This window comes from Acinetobacter sp. UBA6720 (assembly GCF_002454215.1).
GTDB lineage: Bacteria > Pseudomonadota > Gammaproteobacteria > Pseudomonadales > Moraxellaceae > Acinetobacter.
Genome location: NZ_DKIK01000142.1, coordinates 5,942 through 22,991 on the forward strand (window position 1 = coordinate 5,942; position 17,050 = coordinate 22,991).

13 protein-coding genes are annotated in these 17,050 nt (G+C 42.0%); 8 read left to right on the top strand and 5 right to left on the bottom strand.

Annotated elements, in window-relative coordinates:
- Positions 1-176: aminotransferase class III-fold pyridoxal phosphate-dependent enzyme (locus tag B4F08_RS12350; RefSeq protein WP_291374571.1), on the bottom strand; the 176-nt coding region annotated here is incomplete at its 3' end.
- 352 nt (positions 177-528) lie between these two features.
- The gene (locus B4F08_RS12355) at positions 529-1,812 is read right to left on the bottom strand and encodes a Glu/Leu/Phe/Val family dehydrogenase (protein WP_291374514.1); all 1,284 of its coding nucleotides are present in this window, start codon (positions 1,810-1,812) and stop codon (positions 529-531) included.
- Between the two features lie 295 nt (positions 1,813-2,107).
- Here B4F08_RS12355 and B4F08_RS12360 point away from each other — a divergent pair, with 295 nt between their 5' ends.
- The 8 genes from B4F08_RS12360 (at position 2,108) to B4F08_RS12395 (ending at position 13,706) form a co-directional block, all read left to right on the top strand.
- Complete coding sequence (locus B4F08_RS12360) at positions 2,108-3,610, top strand: PLP-dependent aminotransferase family protein (RefSeq protein ID WP_086208664.1); 1,503 nt, start codon at positions 2,108-2,110, stop codon at positions 3,608-3,610.
- A 417-nt stretch (positions 3,611-4,027) separates the two neighbouring features.
- Positions 4,028-5,473 carry an amino acid permease gene (locus B4F08_RS12365; protein WP_086208665.1) on the top strand — a complete coding sequence of 482 codons (1,446 nt, stop codon included), beginning with the start codon at positions 4,028-4,030 and terminating at the stop codon, positions 5,471-5,473.
- A 400-nt stretch (positions 5,474-5,873) separates the two neighbouring features.
- Complete coding sequence (locus B4F08_RS12370; protein ID WP_291374516.1) at positions 5,874-7,982, top strand: TonB-dependent receptor family protein; 2,109 nt, start codon at positions 5,874-5,876, stop codon at positions 7,980-7,982.
- Between the two features lie 444 nt (positions 7,983-8,426).
- Positions 8,427-9,122, top strand: coding sequence for an alpha/beta hydrolase (locus B4F08_RS12375; protein WP_291374517.1), 696 nt, complete (start codon positions 8,427-8,429; stop codon positions 9,120-9,122).
- A 493-nt stretch (positions 9,123-9,615) separates the two neighbouring features.
- Positions 9,616-11,076: a cytochrome ubiquinol oxidase subunit I gene (locus B4F08_RS12380; protein ID WP_291374518.1), complete on the top strand. Its 1,461-nt coding sequence runs from the start codon at positions 9,616-9,618 to the stop codon at positions 11,074-11,076.
- Positions 11,069-12,073, top strand: coding sequence for a cytochrome d ubiquinol oxidase subunit II (gene cydB / locus B4F08_RS12385; protein WP_086208669.1), 1,005 nt, complete (start codon positions 11,069-11,071; stop codon positions 12,071-12,073). Before B4F08_RS12380 ends, cydB begins: the two co-directional genes overlap by 8 nt.
- A 14-nt stretch (positions 12,074-12,087) precedes the next feature.
- Positions 12,088-12,210 (top strand): DUF2474 family protein, encoded by a 123-nt coding sequence (locus tag B4F08_RS12390; RefSeq protein ID WP_086208670.1) that lies wholly within the window; start codon positions 12,088-12,090, stop codon positions 12,208-12,210.
- 74 nt (positions 12,211-12,284) lie between these two features.
- Complete coding sequence (locus B4F08_RS12395; RefSeq protein WP_291374520.1) at positions 12,285-13,706, top strand: PLP-dependent aminotransferase family protein; 1,422 nt, start codon at positions 12,285-12,287, stop codon at positions 13,704-13,706.
- Positions 13,707-13,896: 190 nt separating this feature from the next.
- Here B4F08_RS12395 and B4F08_RS12400 read toward each other — a convergent pair whose 3' ends face one another.
- The 3 genes from B4F08_RS12400 to B4F08_RS12410 all read right to left on the bottom strand — a co-directional run bounded on the left by B4F08_RS12400 (position 13,897) and on the right by B4F08_RS12410 (position 16,971).
- Positions 13,897-14,286, bottom strand: coding sequence for a cupin domain-containing protein (locus tag B4F08_RS12400; protein WP_291374522.1), 390 nt, complete (start codon positions 14,284-14,286; stop codon positions 13,897-13,899).
- 81 nt (positions 14,287-14,367) lie between these two features.
- Positions 14,368-15,483, bottom strand: a complete 1,116-nt coding sequence (locus tag B4F08_RS12405) for an NAD(P)-dependent alcohol dehydrogenase (RefSeq protein ID WP_291374524.1) — start codon at positions 15,481-15,483, stop codon at positions 14,368-14,370.
- 33 nt (positions 15,484-15,516) lie between these two features.
- A complete protein-coding gene (locus B4F08_RS12410) occupies positions 15,517-16,971 on the bottom strand; it encodes a benzaldehyde dehydrogenase (RefSeq protein ID WP_291374525.1) in 1,455 nt (484 codons plus the stop codon).
- Between the last annotated feature and the right edge of the window lie 79 nt (positions 16,972-17,050).

Below are 17,050 nucleotides of genomic sequence, written 5' to 3' on the forward strand. Positions count from 1 at the left end.
CGGTGACCTGTATTTAGTACAGCAATACCACCAGCGAAGTCGATGTATTGATTACCTTCAGCATCCCAAATCGTGGAATTTTCTGCTTTCTCCGCATACCATTGACACATGACACCAACGCCACGAGGTGTCGCTTGTAGTTTACGTGCGTTCAGTGCAGAGTGTTTACTGTCCATTTTGCATCCTCATTCTTGATTCATACATTTATAAAATTTCAGTGTCCATATCATGCTTTTGCTGATATACAAAGGACCTGTTGTTGATTTCATTCTGCGCTTTTATTGGTACTAAACGAGAGCCACTTTCTATCAGATGAAGAGAGCCAATTTACCAGTATGCTGCATCATTATTTTCCAAATATTTTTTTATTTATTAAAAATAAACAGCTTACAAAATAAAAAACAGGCACCTTTTAAAAAGGTGCCATTACAACATCAACCTACGTGTAGAGCCATTGCAACTCAACATAGCAACCGATAGAAACACTTCGTATTGACATGATGAACATTGCTCTGACCTTCTCACATTTTAGCCAGGGTAAATGCCGCGCTCTTTACGTGCCATTAAAATTCGCTCACACGCCAAAATATAAGCTGCTGTACGTAAAGAACACTGAGCAACACTCGCTTTTAACCAAACATCCGATACAGCATTTTTCATAATCGCATCCATACGCTGATTAATCTCTTCTTCTGTCCAGAAATAACTTGCAAGATCCTGCACCCATTCAAAATAGCTCACGGTTACCCCACCAGCATTACAAATCACGTCAGGAACAACAGTAATTTGACGTTCAGCTAAGATTTCATCCGCTTCCGTTAATGTCGGGCCATTGGCACCTTCTAAAATCATTTTGGTTTGAATGCTTTGTGCCACAGCAGCATCAATTACCCCTTCAAGCGCAGCAGGAATAAAAATTTCAGCCTGAATCTGCCAAAAGTTCGCGGTATGAATTTCATCTTGCTCTGCAAAACCTTTGATTTTCCCGTGTGCTTTTGAGTATTGCATCAACTTTTTAACATCAATCCCCTGCTCTTGATAGAGGGTCGCTGAGTGGTCCTGTACACAAATCACTTTGCTACCATTTTCTTGGAATAGCAGGGCAGCTTCACTACCAACATTACCAAAGCCTTGAACACAGATTCGAGCACCCGCCAAATCTAGACCAATTTGTTGTGCGACTTCACGCCCTGAAATATACACACCACGGCCTGTCGCTTTGACACGACCTAACGAACCACCTAAATGCACAGGTTTTCCAGTCACGACACCTGTCACTGTTGAACCTGCATTCATGGAAAATGTGTCCATCATCCATGCCATTGTTTGCGGGTTAGTCCCGACATCAGGGGCAGGAATATCTTTTTGAGGGCCAATAATTAAATTAATTTCGGTGGTATAACGGCGCGTTAAGCGTTCAAGCTCACGTGGAGAGAGTTCAGTTGGATCAACACGAACACCGCCTTTAGCGCCCCCAAAAGGCAAATTCAATGCCGCACACTTGATGGTCATCCATGCAGATAGTGCCATCACCTCATCTAAGTTCACATCTGGATGGAAGCGCACGCCACCTTTCCCTGGCCCACGAGTCAGGTTATGTTGAACACGATACCCCTCAAAGTGCTTAACCGAGCCATCATCCATAATCACTGGAATATCAACAATAAGACTACGCTTCGGACGACGAAGCATATCTAAACGCTCACTCAACTCACCCAAATAAGGCGCTACTTTGTCCAGTTGTTTTAAATAATTGTTCCAAGCGGTTTCACCCTGTCCCGAATATGTGAGACCTTTGACCATGGTATTCATTTTTAAATCCTATCTATAATGCAAGCGCCAACATGCTTGCTCAAAATCAATGTCTATAAACCTGTAGGCATTTCTCAATGTGTACGTTTAAACAACCCTGCTTGTATTTTGAAATCATCTAAAAAAACTTTTGCTTTGGACGCGAGTTGTGTATATTTCCAGCCCCCTAAGTCGCGGGCTTTTGCGCCAAATGTATACAAGCAAGATGCTTTACAACTGCTGCCTGACGAGATAATTTTGCACTTGCGGTTATTGCTCTCACGAGAGCCATTTTGATTTTGTAGGAGAGAGCCAATTGCGTAGCTTGCTTGGAGATTATTTGCTGCAACGATTACAGCAAGATACCGACGGAACCCTACAATTGCGATTATTTCGCTGTTTACGCAATGCCATTATTGATAGCGTACTCGCACCTAAAACCCGCCTACCTGCATCGCGTGATTTGGCCAAAGAAATTAAAGTGTCGCGCAATACGGTCCTAAGTGCCTATGAGCAATTACAGGCTCAAGGTTATGTTGAGGCACGGACTGGTCAAGGCACATGGGTCGCAGAAAAACTGCCTGAGTCTTTCTTAGTCAAAGCTGAAAACACCCAAAATCAGGCCCAAGAAAAAAAGATCCAGCAAAATTATAGCTTGTCACAACGGGGTTCCTATCTGATTGGTTATTCAGCTGCATCGCCTTATCAGTGGGGAGCTTTCGTACCCGGCGCACCTGACGTTACCGAATTTCCACATCATATTTTTAGTCGAATTCAAATGCGCCTTAGCCGTGAACCTGAAATTAATCGACTGATTTATAGCAATGCGGGAGGATGTTTAGAACTGCGTCAGGAACTGGCTGAATACCTCAAAATTGCTCGCTCAGTGCAATGTGATGCAGACCAAATCATTATTACCGAGGGAACACATCAAGCCATTGATCTGGTTTCACGCACGTTAAGCGACCCTGGAGATGAGGTCTGGATTGAGGATCCTGCCTATTGGGGGGCACGAAATATATTGCGTATTAATGGGGTAAATTTGCGCTCACTACCTGTTGATCAAGAAGGGATTATTCCTGATCTAGAGCCCAAACGCCCGCCCAAACTGATTTTTGTGACCCCATCACATCAGTATCCTTTAGGTTCACACTTAAGTTTAGAACGTCGTAAACAGCTGATTTCAATTGCACGCCAACATAAAAGTTGGATTGTGGAAGATGACTATGACAGTGAGTTTCGTTTTTCAGGACAACCCTTTCCCTCATTGCAAGGTTTGGAGCCAGATGCGCCAGTGATTTATATGGGAACCTTCAGCAAAACCATATACCCTGCTTTGCGGATTGGTTATTTGGTCGTACCTAAAAAGCTGTTTTCTCCCTTGCGCATTGTGGCATCGGAGCTGTATCGCGGTGGACATTTGCTTGATCAGAAAGTGCTAGCTGAGTTTATTCGTGAAGGGCATTATGAAGCACATATTCGCCGTATGCGCTTGCTGTATAGTAAGCGCCATGCTTTTCTCATTGATCTAATTACACGCCATCTCGGTGCAGATTTCCTACATGAATATAATACCGCAGCAGGTTTACATCTGATTTTAAAACTGCCAAGTGCTATAGATGATGTGGTGATTGCTAGCAATGCGCTTGATCAAGGGGTGAAAGTTCGCGCACTATCGCAATACTATACCAAGCATTATTCAACGCGACAAAAAGGGCTGTTATTGGGCTTTGCTTGTGTCAGTGAGCAAGAAATATTGGTGGCTTTTGGCGTATTACTCAAGTGTCTACGCAATGCAGGCATTCGTACACTTAACTAATATTTTTATTATAAATTATAAAGTTAAACTAACAAGTCGCTTAATCTACCTACGACTAAAGCAGCAGTGACAAGACCCAACTCTGCTGCTTCATTCTATAAATTCTTCCCTATAGAGTAAAGATTGGTTCTGCGACTTTTCACATATTCTATGTAATTGGCTCCTTTCAAATGCTAAAAAATGGCTCTCGTTTCCTTAGAACAAAAAAGAGAAATTAAGTGCATACATAAACAACATGTAACCGTTTTGTAACCAAAGTGTGATTTTTCGCGCATTGCTAGAAACATCAGGTTTATCAATTTTTACCTTAATATTGATAAAGCCTTTGAGAATTCGGTTACAGTTTTACAGGATGAGTAGTGCGAAAAAGGCTTCGCCCCATTTTGAAACTACATCCTTAAAATTAAGGAAAATTATATGGAAGCACCTCAACATACCTCTGTGCCGGATGCATCTCAGGGCTTAAAAAATGGACTTAAGTCACGCCATCTCACAATGATCTCGATTGCTGGTGTAATTGGTGGTTCACTCTTCATTGGCTCGGGTAATGTCATTTACTCGGCAGGCCCTGCTGCAGTTTTGGCTTATGCTTTTGGCGGATTACTCATCCTATTAATTATGCGCATGCTGGGTGAAATGGCTGTTCTCAATCCAGATAGTGGTTCATTTTCAACCTACGCTGATCGTGCGATTGGTCGTTGGGCTGGTTTTACCATTGGCTGGCTGTATTGGTGCTCTTGGGCACTACTCATGGGTTGGGAAGCTTATGTCGCAGGTAAAATTCTCAACAGTTGGTTCCCCTTTATGCCAATCTGGGGCTACATGCTCTTAGTGATTGTGTCTTTGGTCTTAGTGAACTTACAAAACGTTAAAAACTACGGTGAATTTGAGTTCTGGTTTGCACTGATTAAAGTTATCGCGATTGTTATTTTCTTGGTCATTGGTAGCTTAGCAATCATGCATTTATGGCCTTGGAGTCAAAGTGGTGCAGCAGGTATGACGCATTTAACAGCAGAAGGTTTCATGCCAAATGGCTTTTCTGCGGTTATTACTGCCTTGCTTGGGGTAATGTTTGCCTATATTGGGGCTGAAATTGTCACTGTCGCTGCGGCAGAGTCACAAAATCCTGCTCAAGAAATCCGTAAAGCATCTAACTCGGTCGTATGGCGTATTATGCTGTTCTATGTGGGTTCAATGTTCATTACCGTTTGCCTGATTCCACATAACAACCCGCTGTTAAAAGATCCAACTTGGGGAACATATAGCGTAACGTTGTCAGCACTTGGTATTCCTGAAGCGAAACACATTGTAAATTTCGTGGTACTCACTTCAGTATGTAGCTGTTTTAACTCTGCACTTTATACCTGTTCACGTATGCTGTTTTCACTGTCTAAACGTGGTGATGCACCGAAAAGCTTTGGTTCAATCAACCGTAATGGTAGTCCGTGGATGGGCGTTTTGATCTCATCAATATTCGCTTTAGTAGCCACTTACCTCACTGCAACTGAAAGTATGAATGTCTATGATATTTTCATGCTAGCAACAGGTACAGCAGCACTATACGTGTATCTCACCATTGCTTTCTCTCAGCTACGTATGCGTAAGAAATTAGAAGCTGAAGGAAAAGTGATTGACTTCAAAATGTGGTTATTCCCTTGGCTCACGTATCTTGCAATCTTCTTTATTATTGGCGCACTTATTACCATGTTGGTTGAAGGCACTTATTTCAAAGAAGTAACCTATACCAGTTTACTTGCATTGTTTATTGTTGGATTAGGCATCTGTGCACAGAAGTTTAACTGGGGAAAGCATGCTCAAGATAAATCTGATAACACTCAGGCGGACTTGACCAACAATCTGTAATGTTAAACTAATGTCAGATTAAGCAAAATTCAACATACACTAAAACCAATGGCCTCCCAGTGAAAGCCATTGGTTTTTTAGGCTAAACTCAGCAATAAGTTCAATTTTCACTCAAATGTTAGTCGCCGTTTTTATCTATCTTTTTGTATTCATATTCTAGAAAACTGTCAGCCTGTTTGATATTACAGAGCCCTTTCAGAAAAGAATTTTGTATAGATTGCCACCTCACTTTTAAGTGCTTTCACTATTCCCTTTATTCTAATAATTTTTATATAACACTTGAATAAAAAGCAAACGATTATCATTTACAGATTTCGCTAGTCAGCTTATCATTTCACAAACTTACAAATTCTCCATATTTTCTTCACATTTCACCTATACATCATTTTAAGGATCTCTTGTGTCACTCCCTCAGTTCAAAAAATCAGTCCTCGTACTCTGCTTATTTCCCTCCATACTTTATGCAGCCGATACAGACCCTACTGTGACGCTTAACCCGATAACTGTGCAAGCCGAAGGCAACTGGTTAGATGAAGCCAATGCACAAAAAGTACTAAATCATGCTGGAGCGCGTACAGTCATTCAGCGTGATGAGTTGATTAACCGAGGCGTAACTTCTGTCAAAGAGGCTTTACGCACTGTGCCTGGTATTCAAGCTCCTGAAAATGCAGGAACAGCTGGGAGTGATGCATCGTTAAGCATCGGTGTCCGCGGTTTAACGTCACGGTTTTCACCACGCTCACAGGTACTCGTGGACGGTGTTCCACTTTCGTTTGCCCCTTATGGTCAATCACAACTCTCCTTAGCACCCACTAGTTTAGGCAATATTGAAAGTATCGACGTGGTGCGTGGCGCGGGCTCTGTTCGCTTTGGGCCACAAAATGTAGGCGGGATTATTAACTTTAACTCGCGTACAATTCCTGAAACCTTTGCTGGAACGGTAGACCTCACTACAGAAATTGCAGAAAACGGTCATGTAAAATTTAACCCCAACTTATTTGTGGGTGGAACCTTAGACAACGGTTTAGGCTTAGCGCTGTTATATTCTGGCGTTAATGGAGAGGGTTTTCGCGATAAAAATGATGACTCTGACATCAACGATATTCGCTTAAAAGCAGCTTATGCAATAGATGAATATGCAAAAATTGAAGCCAATCTACACCGCTACGATGCAGATGTAGATATGCCTGGAGGTTTAACCCCTGCTCAATTTGCTGAAAATCCATATCAGTCCTTGCGCAATCATGATTATATGAAAGGGCATCGTACTGACGGTTCAGTTAAATACAGCTATAAAAAAGATGACAATGCCTTTGAGCTTTTGGCCTATCACACTGACACCTTCCGTGATGCAGGAATGGAACGTAGTGGATCAAAACTGTACCAAACGGCGCCACGTAATTATAAAGTGACGGCAATCGAGCCACGGTATTCGCATGCGTACCAATTTGGGACTACTGAAAATGAAGTTTCTGTGGGCTATCGCTATCTACATGAAACCAGTGAAGAAGCAGTTAATCGTGCAAGCTATAACACGGTCACAGGCCCTACAAATGAATATGCTTGGACCAAAGCAGACGGGAAAACAGATGCACATGCATTGTTCATCGACAACCGCACAGATGTGGGTGCATGGTCTCTGATTCCTGGTGTTCGTTTTGAGAAAATCAAAACCACCGAAAATATGTACAAATTAAATAAAGATGCATCGGTACTCAACGGAGTACATGCTGAAAAATCCTATGATGCAGTATTACCAAGCTTTTCAGTCATGTATAAAGCCAATGATTTGTGGAATATTTTTGCAAACTACGGTAAATCTTTTGCACCACTACAATATAGCCAAATGGCCAATACCAATGCGTCAGGTGCCTATCTGACCATGCAAGGCTTACAACCTGAAAAAGCCAATAATTATGAAATTGGTACACACTATTTAGACCCATATCTATCCCTAGAATTCACCCTGTTTTATATTGATTTTGCTGATGAATTAAAACGAGATGATGCAACTCAAACTTACTCAAATTTAGGTGCCACTGAACACAAAGGGGCTGAGTTCGGATTTAAATATAATCTCGGTGCAATCAGTGACGAACTCAGCGGTATTTCGCTATATGCCAATACCACTTACACCAAAGCAACCGCATCTGCTGGGGAAAACAAAGGACAAGATCTCGACTTTTATTCACAATGGGTAGGTAATGCTGGAATAGACTATAAAGTTGATCAATGGACACTAAACACTAATTTCTACGGTCAATCTGGTCAAACCGCATCGGGCACCCATGATGCTACTGGACGCTATGGCAACATTCCTGGTTATGGTTTAGTGGGTGTTCGGGCATCCTATGATTTTTCCAACACACAACTCAATGGTCTCAAAGTGGGCTTCGGTGTGAAGAACCTATTTGACCGTGAATACTACACACGTTCAGCGGATCAAGTCGGTGGAATGTATGTAGGCGCGCCACAAACGTATTATCTACAAACCTCATTTGATTTCTAAACATTCAATTCTAGAAAAGCAAATATTCAGGCAGGGACACCTCTCATTCATCTTTGCAAAAGTGATGTCCTCGCCTGAAACAACTTTCCCTTTATTTCTAGACAGCACCAAAAGCTGAAATAGATACTCTGTCTGATAAATGTCAGCCCCTCGGCATAAGCTGCTCAGCTCAACCTACAACCTTCAAATCTAATAAAAGATACTAGAATCCCTTAAAATAAACCGATAAAAGGTTATGCCCTACGTTTTACTAAATCTTAGATTCAATATAAAAATTAAGTATTTAAATAATAAATATGTTTTCAAAAATGACTGCGAAAATTTAGCCCACTCATCTCTTTAACTTACAATCAGTTGAATTTAACAATACAGAGAAGCATAAAACCAAGCTAGTCTCCCTAAATTTTTCACGATAAGATGATAATTTAGTCTAGGGAATAGAATATGAATAATAAGCCTACAATTATATTTGTACATGGATTTTGGGGCGGTGCAGCCCATTGGTCTAAAGTTATTACCGATTTATCTCACCGCGGTTATACCGCATTGAAAGCCGTTGAACTTCCGCTTACGTCTTTAGCAGACGATGTCGAACGAACTCGTAAAATGATTGCACAAGTGCAAGGTGATGTTCTTCTGGTCGGTCACTCCTACGGCGGAGCTGTCATAACTGAAGTAGGCAATCAGCCGAATGTCGTCGGCTTAGTGTATATTGCAGCATTTGCTCCAGATACAGGAGAAAGTCTAGGTGGGATTACCCAACTGCATTTGCCCGTAGGAGCACCCAATTTAGAACCTGATAGTGACGGCTATCTTTGGGTAAAAGCAGATAAATATCATGAAAGCTTTTGTCAAGACTTAACAAATGATGAAGGCTTAGTGATGGGAATCACTCAGAAAGCCCCTGTTGCCAGTACTTTTGGCGATACAATTTCAAATCCAGCATGGAAAATCAAACCATCGTGGTATCAAATCTCAACCGAAGACCGCATGATCCACCCTGAAAACCAAGCGATGATGTCTTCACGTCTTAATGCGCAAAAAGTTATTTCGTTAAATGCAAGTCATGCTTCGCTTGCCTCTCAACCCAAAGAAGTATCTGATCTAATTGATGAAGCAGCAAACTTTCTGGCACATTAAACACCTCAAGTGTGAGGGAGTTTCGACTCCCTCTTTTCAGATCGCACCTTATTCTGCTCACAATCCTTATATTAGATAAAAACAACTTCAAACCAATGCTAAAGTCGCGTAACAAAATGACTTTCTATAGGGATCTTAATATGCTCGTTTCACGCCAAGCCAAATAATGCTAAGACACGCGATACAAACTTTGAATAACATTTTTTAACTGACTGCCTGCCAGAACTTTCTGTATATTTTTAAATAAGGAATAAAAATAAACTGATCAAAAAAGAGTTCGAAAAATATAACAAGAACTTGCGATGAATCCATTTTGTTATATTTTTATCTACGATTCTTGTACCTACTTCTACATTACATTCTCATGCAAGATTTGGATGAATATTCTAAGTAGGTAGTTTTTCATGAAACGATCTATGCTTTTTGATCACTCTTATCTAGACAGCGATGAAGTATCTCCATGCAGATACTCTCGCCAAGCATGGAGAATGCTATGAGTCTTGGATTAACTGCACTTGAGTTGGCAAGAATTCAATTTGCCTTTACTGTTTCTTTTCATATTATTTTTCCTGCTACATCCATTGGTTTGGCGTGCTTTCTCGCCATGCTGGAATGGAAATGGCTACGCACTCAAAATCCAATTTACAAAGATTTATTTAAATATTGGATTAAGATTTTTGCTGTTGCATTCGCCATGGGCGTCGTTTCTGGGGTCGTCATGGCCTATCAGTTCGGTACCAATTGGAGTGAATTCTCTCGCATCGCTGGAAGTGTCACAGGCCCTCTCCTCACCTATGAGGTTTTAAGTGCATTCTTTTTGGAAGCAGGTTTCTTGGGGATTATGCTCTTTGGTTGGGGGCGTGTCGGTCCCAAAGCCCACTTCTTTGCCACCTTAATGGTTGCTATCGGCACCTGTATCTCCATGTTCTGGATTTTGTCTTCCAACAGTTGGATGCAAACCCCTCAGGGCTTTGCCATCGAAAACGGCATTATTGTCCCGACAGACTGGTGGGCGATTGTATTTAACCCCTCCTTCCCCTATCGCTTTGCACATATGGCAACGGCAGCATTCCTTGTGTCTGGCTTGCTGGTTGTGGGCACCGCAGCATGGCATTTGTTCAAAGGCCTTCGCGATGAGTTGGTGAAAAAGTCCTTTTCCATGGGCTTATGGATGGTACTGATCACATCTTGTCTGCAAGTTGTGATTGGTGATCATCACGGTTTAAATACTTTAAAGCACCAACCTGCAAAGTTGGCAGCCATTGAAGGGCATTGGGAAACCAACCGTGACCATGCTATGCCTTTACTACTCTTCGCTTTACCAAATATGGAAACAGAGTCGAATGATCTTGAAATTGGAATTCCTTATGTAGGTAGTTTGATTCTTACCCATTCACTAGAAGGTCAAGTCACAGGCTTAAAAGATTTTGCACCCGAAGACCGTCCAAATGCCTTAATTGTATTTTGGAGCTTTCGTGTCATGGTTGGCTTGGGCATGTTGATGGTTCTACTCTCACTCACAGCACTGTGGCTACGTAAAAAAGGCGCCTTATATGAAAGCAGTTGGTTTCATAAGTTTGCCATTATTATGGGACCTACAGGTTATATCGCGCTCCTAGCAGGTTGGGTCACCACCGAGGTCGGCCGCCAACCTTGGGTAGTGTATGGGGTAATTCGTACCAAAGAGGGCTTGTCGCATACAGTTACAGCAGATCAGGTCGGATTAAGTCTCATCATCTTTGTCTTGGTTTATACCGTGGTATTTGGTGCAGGTATTTACTATATGTTGCGCTTAATCAAGCTCGGGCCTTCATTTTCCACTCCCTTAGATGCTGTTCAAGAAGTAGGTCCAGGTCATTTTAAAACCCCTTTACGTCCGCTAAGCGCTGTAGATGAATCACTTGATTCAACAAATCGCTCTACTCCAGATAGCAAGGAGAAACCGCATGATTGATCTCGTTATGGTGTGGGTCGGAATTATCGGACTCGGTGTACTCATCTATGTGGTTATGGATGGCTTTGACTTAGGGATTGGCATCCTGTTCCCGTTCATTCACGGTAGTCAAGAGCGTGATGTGATGATGAACACGGTCGCGCCTGTTTGGGATGGCAATGAAACATGGATGGTACTGGGTGGTGCTGGGTTATTCGCTGCATTTCCTTTGGTCTATTCAACCGTTTTATCGGCACTGTATTTACCCATTATCTTTATGGTAGTGGCCTTGATTTTCCGAGGTGTCGCCTTTGAATTTCGCTTCAAAGCCACTCGAACCAAATACCTTTGGGATCTCGCATTTATTTGGGGTTCTATCTTATCGAGCTTTTTCCAAGGTGTGATCTTAGGCGCCTATATCCAAGGTATACAGACTAGCAACGGTATTTATAGTGGCGGCGTATTGGACTGGTTGACTCCATTTAGCGTATTTACAGGCATTGGGGTCGTGGTGATGTACGCCACTTTAGGCTGCGGCTGGCTTATTTGGAAAACAGAGAAAGACTTACAACAGCGTATGTATCATCTAATGCCACGCTTGATCATAGCTTTGCTCATTATTTTTGGTGCGGTCAGTTTATATACGCCCCTGACTCATCCTGAAATTGCACAGCGCTGGTTCTCTTTACCGAACTTATTTTATTTTAGCCCCGTGCCCATTTTGGTCTTGTTATTCGTTGGATTAATTTTATCTGCATGTAAAAAGCAACATGACCTCAAGCCCTTTATTTATACCTTAGCTTTGGTGTTTTTAGCCTTTACAGGCTTCGTGATTAGTTTATGGCCGAATATTATTCCGCCATCGGTCAATATTTGGCAAGCGGCTGCGCCTGAGTCGAGTTTAAAATTCACTTTGGTCGGTGCTGCCATTTTAATCCCTATCATCCTAGCCTATACGTTCTTGTCTTATTGGGTATTCCGTGACAAAGTCCGTATTGGAGATCAGGGCTATCATTAATAGAGGAGATAAACATGAAAAAATTTGTGGATCGACTCAGCCCACAATTATGGTTTATTTTATTATGGTGCTTTGGCGTGATCTCTCTCGCACTTATTGCGGGTTTCTTCAAGCTCATGCTGAGTTTTGCATACTAAATTAATCATTTTTATGAATCGAGCATGGGACCTTAGATATCGGTCCTGTGCTTTTTAATTGTAGCGACCGCCATATGTATAAATCAGAAAAACTTGCGCTCAGCCTAAAACATTTGATTGAGAGTGGTTTTTGGAAACCGAACGACAAGTTACCTTCTCTGCGCCAGCAAGCGGAAACATCAGGCTTCAGCCTCATGACCGTGATGAATGCCTATCAGGAACTCGAAGCGCAGGGGCTGATTTATTCACAAGAAAAACTCGGTTACTTTGTCACTGGTGATGCTCAGTCAGAGCATAATGCCAATAGTGTTGTCCTCAATGAAAAAATTGAAATCAACTCTAAAATTTTCAGATACTTAAAATCCATTCAATCTGAAAAGATGATTCCCTTTGGCATCGCTTTTCCCAACAGTCAACTCTTGTACTCAGCCAAGCTAATGCAAACCTTAGGACAACGTGCCAAGCACCGTCTTAGTTATGAACAAATGCCGAGTTTACCCCCAGGTAACTTTGAGTTACGGAAACTGATTGCCCAACGCTACTGCATGCAAGGGATTCCGACGGATCCATCCGATATTGTGATTACCTCAGGTGGGTTGGATGCTTTAAATCTTTCTTTGCAGGCTATGACCCAACTGGGTGATTATATTTTGCTTCAAAAAACAATATTTTATGGTGCTTGGCAAGCTGCGGAACATTTGGGTCTTAAAGTTATTAGTATTCCTGAACATGACGAGCATGGTATTGACCTCGAAGCTTTTAAAGATGCAATTGAGCGCTATCCAATTAAAGTCTGCCTGCTCATGCTCAATAGCCATAATCCGATTGGTTTTACTGTAAGTGATGAAATCAAATATCAACTGGCAAAACTGTTGCATGAACGTGATATTTATCTGATTGAAGACGATGTTTATGAAGAGCTTTATTTTGATCATAAAAAACCGCTCTCGATGAAATACTTTGATCAGAAAAATTTGGTTCTACACTGCTCTTCTTTTTCAAAAACTTTGGGTGCGGGTTTTCGAATTGGTTGGGTCTATGCGGGTAAGTTTTCAGAGCATATTCAGCATTTACAACTCATGAGCACACTTTCCGTCAACTCATTTATTCAAAACGCCTTGGTCGATTATTTATCGCATCGACATTATGAAAAACACTTAAAAACTTTGCGTAACACCTTAAAACGTCTAAAAAATCAGTATTACACTTATTTATCTGAGCATTTGTCTGAAGATTATCAAATTCATTATTATCCATCGGGTTATTTTTTATGGATTACCCTGCCCGAGCAAGTGAATGGTAATGTAATTTATGAGCAACTCTTAGAGAAAAATATCAGCATTGCACCGGGTTCTTTATTTTATCAAACTGATCATGTGCCGCATCATATTCGCATCAATTGTTCCTTTGAAATCAATGACAGTATCCAAAATGCCTTAGATACGTTGATCGAATGTATTTATCCAAATGCTTTCAATTCAAATAATATTGTTTAAGTGGCTACTCATTGGGAGCATTTTTTATTCATTAGAATCATAAGCCCCTGTAAAAAGTAATATGACATGATCACTTCTGAACATGTCATCCAACGTTAGTACAGACTTATTTTTAAACTGAAATATATTGAGTGTTGAATGTGAAGCGTTTGAATTTAAAACCGCTTAATCTTCTCATCTGTGGTAAATATTAACTTTCAACCGAAAGGTTAGGCAGTCCTTCTTCTGCGGTGAAGTGAATATCAAAGGGTTTATTGGTGATAAAGAGCATTAAGGCATCATTATCGCTTCGCGCACCATGAAACATCACAGAACCCTCAGGAAACCACACAAAATTTCCTGGCCCAAACTCACCCTGACTGGTAACCAAATGTCCCTCTAATACATACATGCCATGCGCACAATGATGCCAATGCTCCACTGTCCTAAATCCAGCTGGATAACGTAACTTCCAAATCATCATGCCAGTATCTGGATCTTGCAAGCAGGTTTTAACAGGTAATTCACTGTTTAAAAAAGGAATGGGAATAAATTCCCATGGCATGGTATTGGTGTTTAGCACAAAAGGTTGATCCGCCATTGTTCTGTTCCCTGAATTTATTTTTGATAACTTTTTAAAAGGAATGACCTGATCACATCAATATGATCAGGTCATTAAACATCAGCCGATTTTAATAATCGGCTTCAGCGTAATCCCTTTATGACTGTCTATCGCGGCTTGATTGATGTCATCAAAGGCATAGAACTTTACTAGTTGATCAAACGGAAATTTACCTTGTTGATACAGCGTGACTAACTCAGGAATAAATTTCTTCGGTGCGCCACTGCCTTCAACCACACCCAAAATGGTTTTTCCACCCAACAATAAATCATTCACATCAAACTGAGCGGTAGTGCCTAAAGGTGGCGCACCAACCACTGCAATTTTGCCTAAAATCCCGAGTGCATCAATGCCCTGTTTTAAGATTTCAGGTCGCCCAGTAGACTCAAGCGCGAAGTTGATTCCACCGCCTGTAATCTCTTTGATCACCGCCACAGGATCTTGCGTTTTGCTATTAATCACATGGGTTGCACCCAATTGTTTAGCCAGCTCCAAACGTGATTCGACAATGTCGACAGCAATAATCGTTGCAGCACCACAGACTTTTGCTGCAAGCAAAGCACTTAGACCTACTGCACCGGCGCCCCATGTCACAAAGCTACTCGCAGGTGTTACTTTGAGGGCATTGATACATGCGCCCGCACCTGTTTGGATACCACAGCCTAAAGGCCCAAGTAGTTCAAGTGGAACCTCTTTAGTGACCTTCACTGCATTATTTTCACGGCTTAACGCATAAGTCGCAAAGGAAGACTGAGCAAAAAAATGATCATGTACGACGGCATGATCATGCGTACAAATTGCACTGTGTCCGTCTAGGTCAGCACCACTGAAGTTGCGACCAAAGAACTCTGCGCAATAAGCAGGGTTGCCCGTATTACACTGAGTACATTTACCACAATAGCCATAACTCAACACCACATGATCACCCACTTGCAGGTCAGTGACATTCGGGCCAATCGCCTCAATAATCCCTGCGCCCTCATGACCAAGAACAGCAGGCAGTGGTACAGGATAATATTGATCACGGACAATTAAGTCGGTATGGCACATACCTGTAGCCACCACTTTCACCAGTACTTCATCGCCTTGAGGCTGACGGATTTTAAGCGCTTGCAATTCAAAGTCTGCACCTTTACATGCCGTCACTGCGGCAATAATTTCTTTCATTTCGTTCATACGATTACTTCCTGTAATAAATGATTCAACTGATTAAAAAGGATAATGTGGTGCTTGCGTCTGTACAGTCATCCACTGCCATTGGGTAAATTCATCAGCATTGGCAGGGCCACCGATACGCGTTCCGTTTCCTGATGAGCCGAAACCACCAAATGGATTGACTGTTTCATCATTCACGGTTTGATCGTTGATGTGTAGTAAACCGACTTTGAGCTGTGCCCCCAGCTGCATCGCACGTCCCACATTTGAGCTAATCACACCGGCTGAAAGCCCGTAGTCTCCATCGTTAGCAAGTTCAATCGCTTGTTCATCTGTGCTAAAAGGAATCAGCACTGCCACAGGGCCAAAAATTTCTTCACTAAAAATTGAGTTATTGGCCGTCACATCCGAAAGCACAGTTGGTTCAAAAAATACGCCATTGGCAGATCCACCCACGTCTAATGTTGCACCTTCTGCAACTGCAGCATGCACCAGTTTTTCTACACGTTGCGCTTGTTTAGCATTAATTAGAGGGCCAATAGTGACATGACTTTCACTCGGGTTACCCACCACAAAGTTCTTCACTTTTTCAATTACACGCTGTTTGACTTGTGCATAAATTTTCTGATGAATCAAAATTTTGCCTGAAGTCATACAGATTTGACCTGAGTGCAAAAATGCACCCCATGCGATATTTTCAGCAGCCAACTCAATATCGGCATCATCCAAAATAATCAGCGAGTTTTTACCGCCTAACTCTAATGAGACTTTTTTCAAGGTTTTTGCAGCATTGGCGCCGACTATACGCCCAACATTTGTTGAACCCGTAAACTGAATACTGGCAATATTTTTATCCAGTGTCAGTGCTTCTCCGACTTCAGCTCCACCCGGTAAGACATGCAACAGACCTTTCGGGAGTCCAGCAAGTTCAAATATGCGGGCTATTGCGTAGCCGCTACACACGGCTGTGCGTTCATCTGGTTTAAGTACCACTGCATTACCCAGTGCTAATGCAGGTGCAACCGCACGTAATGCTAAATAGAGTGGAAAATTAAAAGGTGAAATCACCCCAACCACACCAAGCGGTAAGCGTTTTGCAATGCTGAGTTTCCCATTTTGGGTTGGCAGGACTGTGCCCTGATCCGCAGCAGGTAAACCGATACAATGCTTGAGCACTTGAATAGAAATACTGACTTCAAAACCTGCTTTAAGCGGTAAAGAACCACTTTCTTTCACCAACAATTCAATTACATCTGCTTGGTGATCCGTGAGTAAAATGGCTGCCCGCTCAAATACCGCTTGGCGTTCTTGATAACTCAGTGCCCACCATGCCTGCTGTGCAGTTTTTGCCTGTTGTGCTGCCTCTACTACATCTTGAGAGAAAGCATAGCCAATTTCGCCCAATTCTTGACCTGTCGCCACTTCAACCACGCTATACGTCTGTTGGGCTGGTTGCCATGAACCGTTGAATAGTTTTTTATCCCAAATCTCTTTTGCTAATATCGACATAATCACCTCTTGAAAATTGACCTAAACAATCCACACATCCATCCATTTTCATCGTTGCAGAACTGAAGCAATGGATGTG

Bases quoted from the DNA above. Each gene is read 5' to 3' on its own strand.
- B4F08_RS12355 (WP_291374514.1), bottom strand. From the start codon at position 1,812: ATGAATACCATGGTCAAAGGTCTCACATATTCGGGACAGGGTGAAACC.
- B4F08_RS12365 (WP_086208665.1), top strand. From the start codon at position 4,028: ATGGAAGCACCTCAACATACCTCTGTGCCGGATGCATCTCAGGGCTTA.
- B4F08_RS12375 (WP_291374517.1), top strand. From the start codon at position 8,427: ATGAATAATAAGCCTACAATTATATTTGTACATGGATTTTGGGGCGGT.
- B4F08_RS12380 (WP_291374518.1), top strand. From the start codon at position 9,616: ATGAGTCTTGGATTAACTGCACTTGAGTTGGCAAGAATTCAATTTGCC.
- cydB (WP_086208669.1), top strand. From the start codon at position 11,069: ATGATTGATCTCGTTATGGTGTGGGTCGGAATTATCGGACTCGGTGTA.
- B4F08_RS12390 (WP_086208670.1), top strand. From the start codon at position 12,088: ATGAAAAAATTTGTGGATCGACTCAGCCCACAATTATGGTTTATTTTA.
- B4F08_RS12395 (WP_291374520.1), top strand. From the start codon at position 12,285: ATGTATAAATCAGAAAAACTTGCGCTCAGCCTAAAACATTTGATTGAG.
- B4F08_RS12400 (WP_291374522.1), bottom strand. From the start codon at position 14,286: ATGGCGGATCAACCTTTTGTGCTAAACACCAATACCATGCCATGGGAA.
- B4F08_RS12405 (WP_291374524.1), bottom strand. From the start codon at position 15,483: ATGAACGAAATGAAAGAAATTATTGCCGCAGTGACGGCATGTAAAGGT.
- B4F08_RS12410 (WP_291374525.1), bottom strand. From the start codon at position 16,971: ATGTCGATATTAGCAAAAGAGATTTGGGATAAAAAACTATTCAACGGT.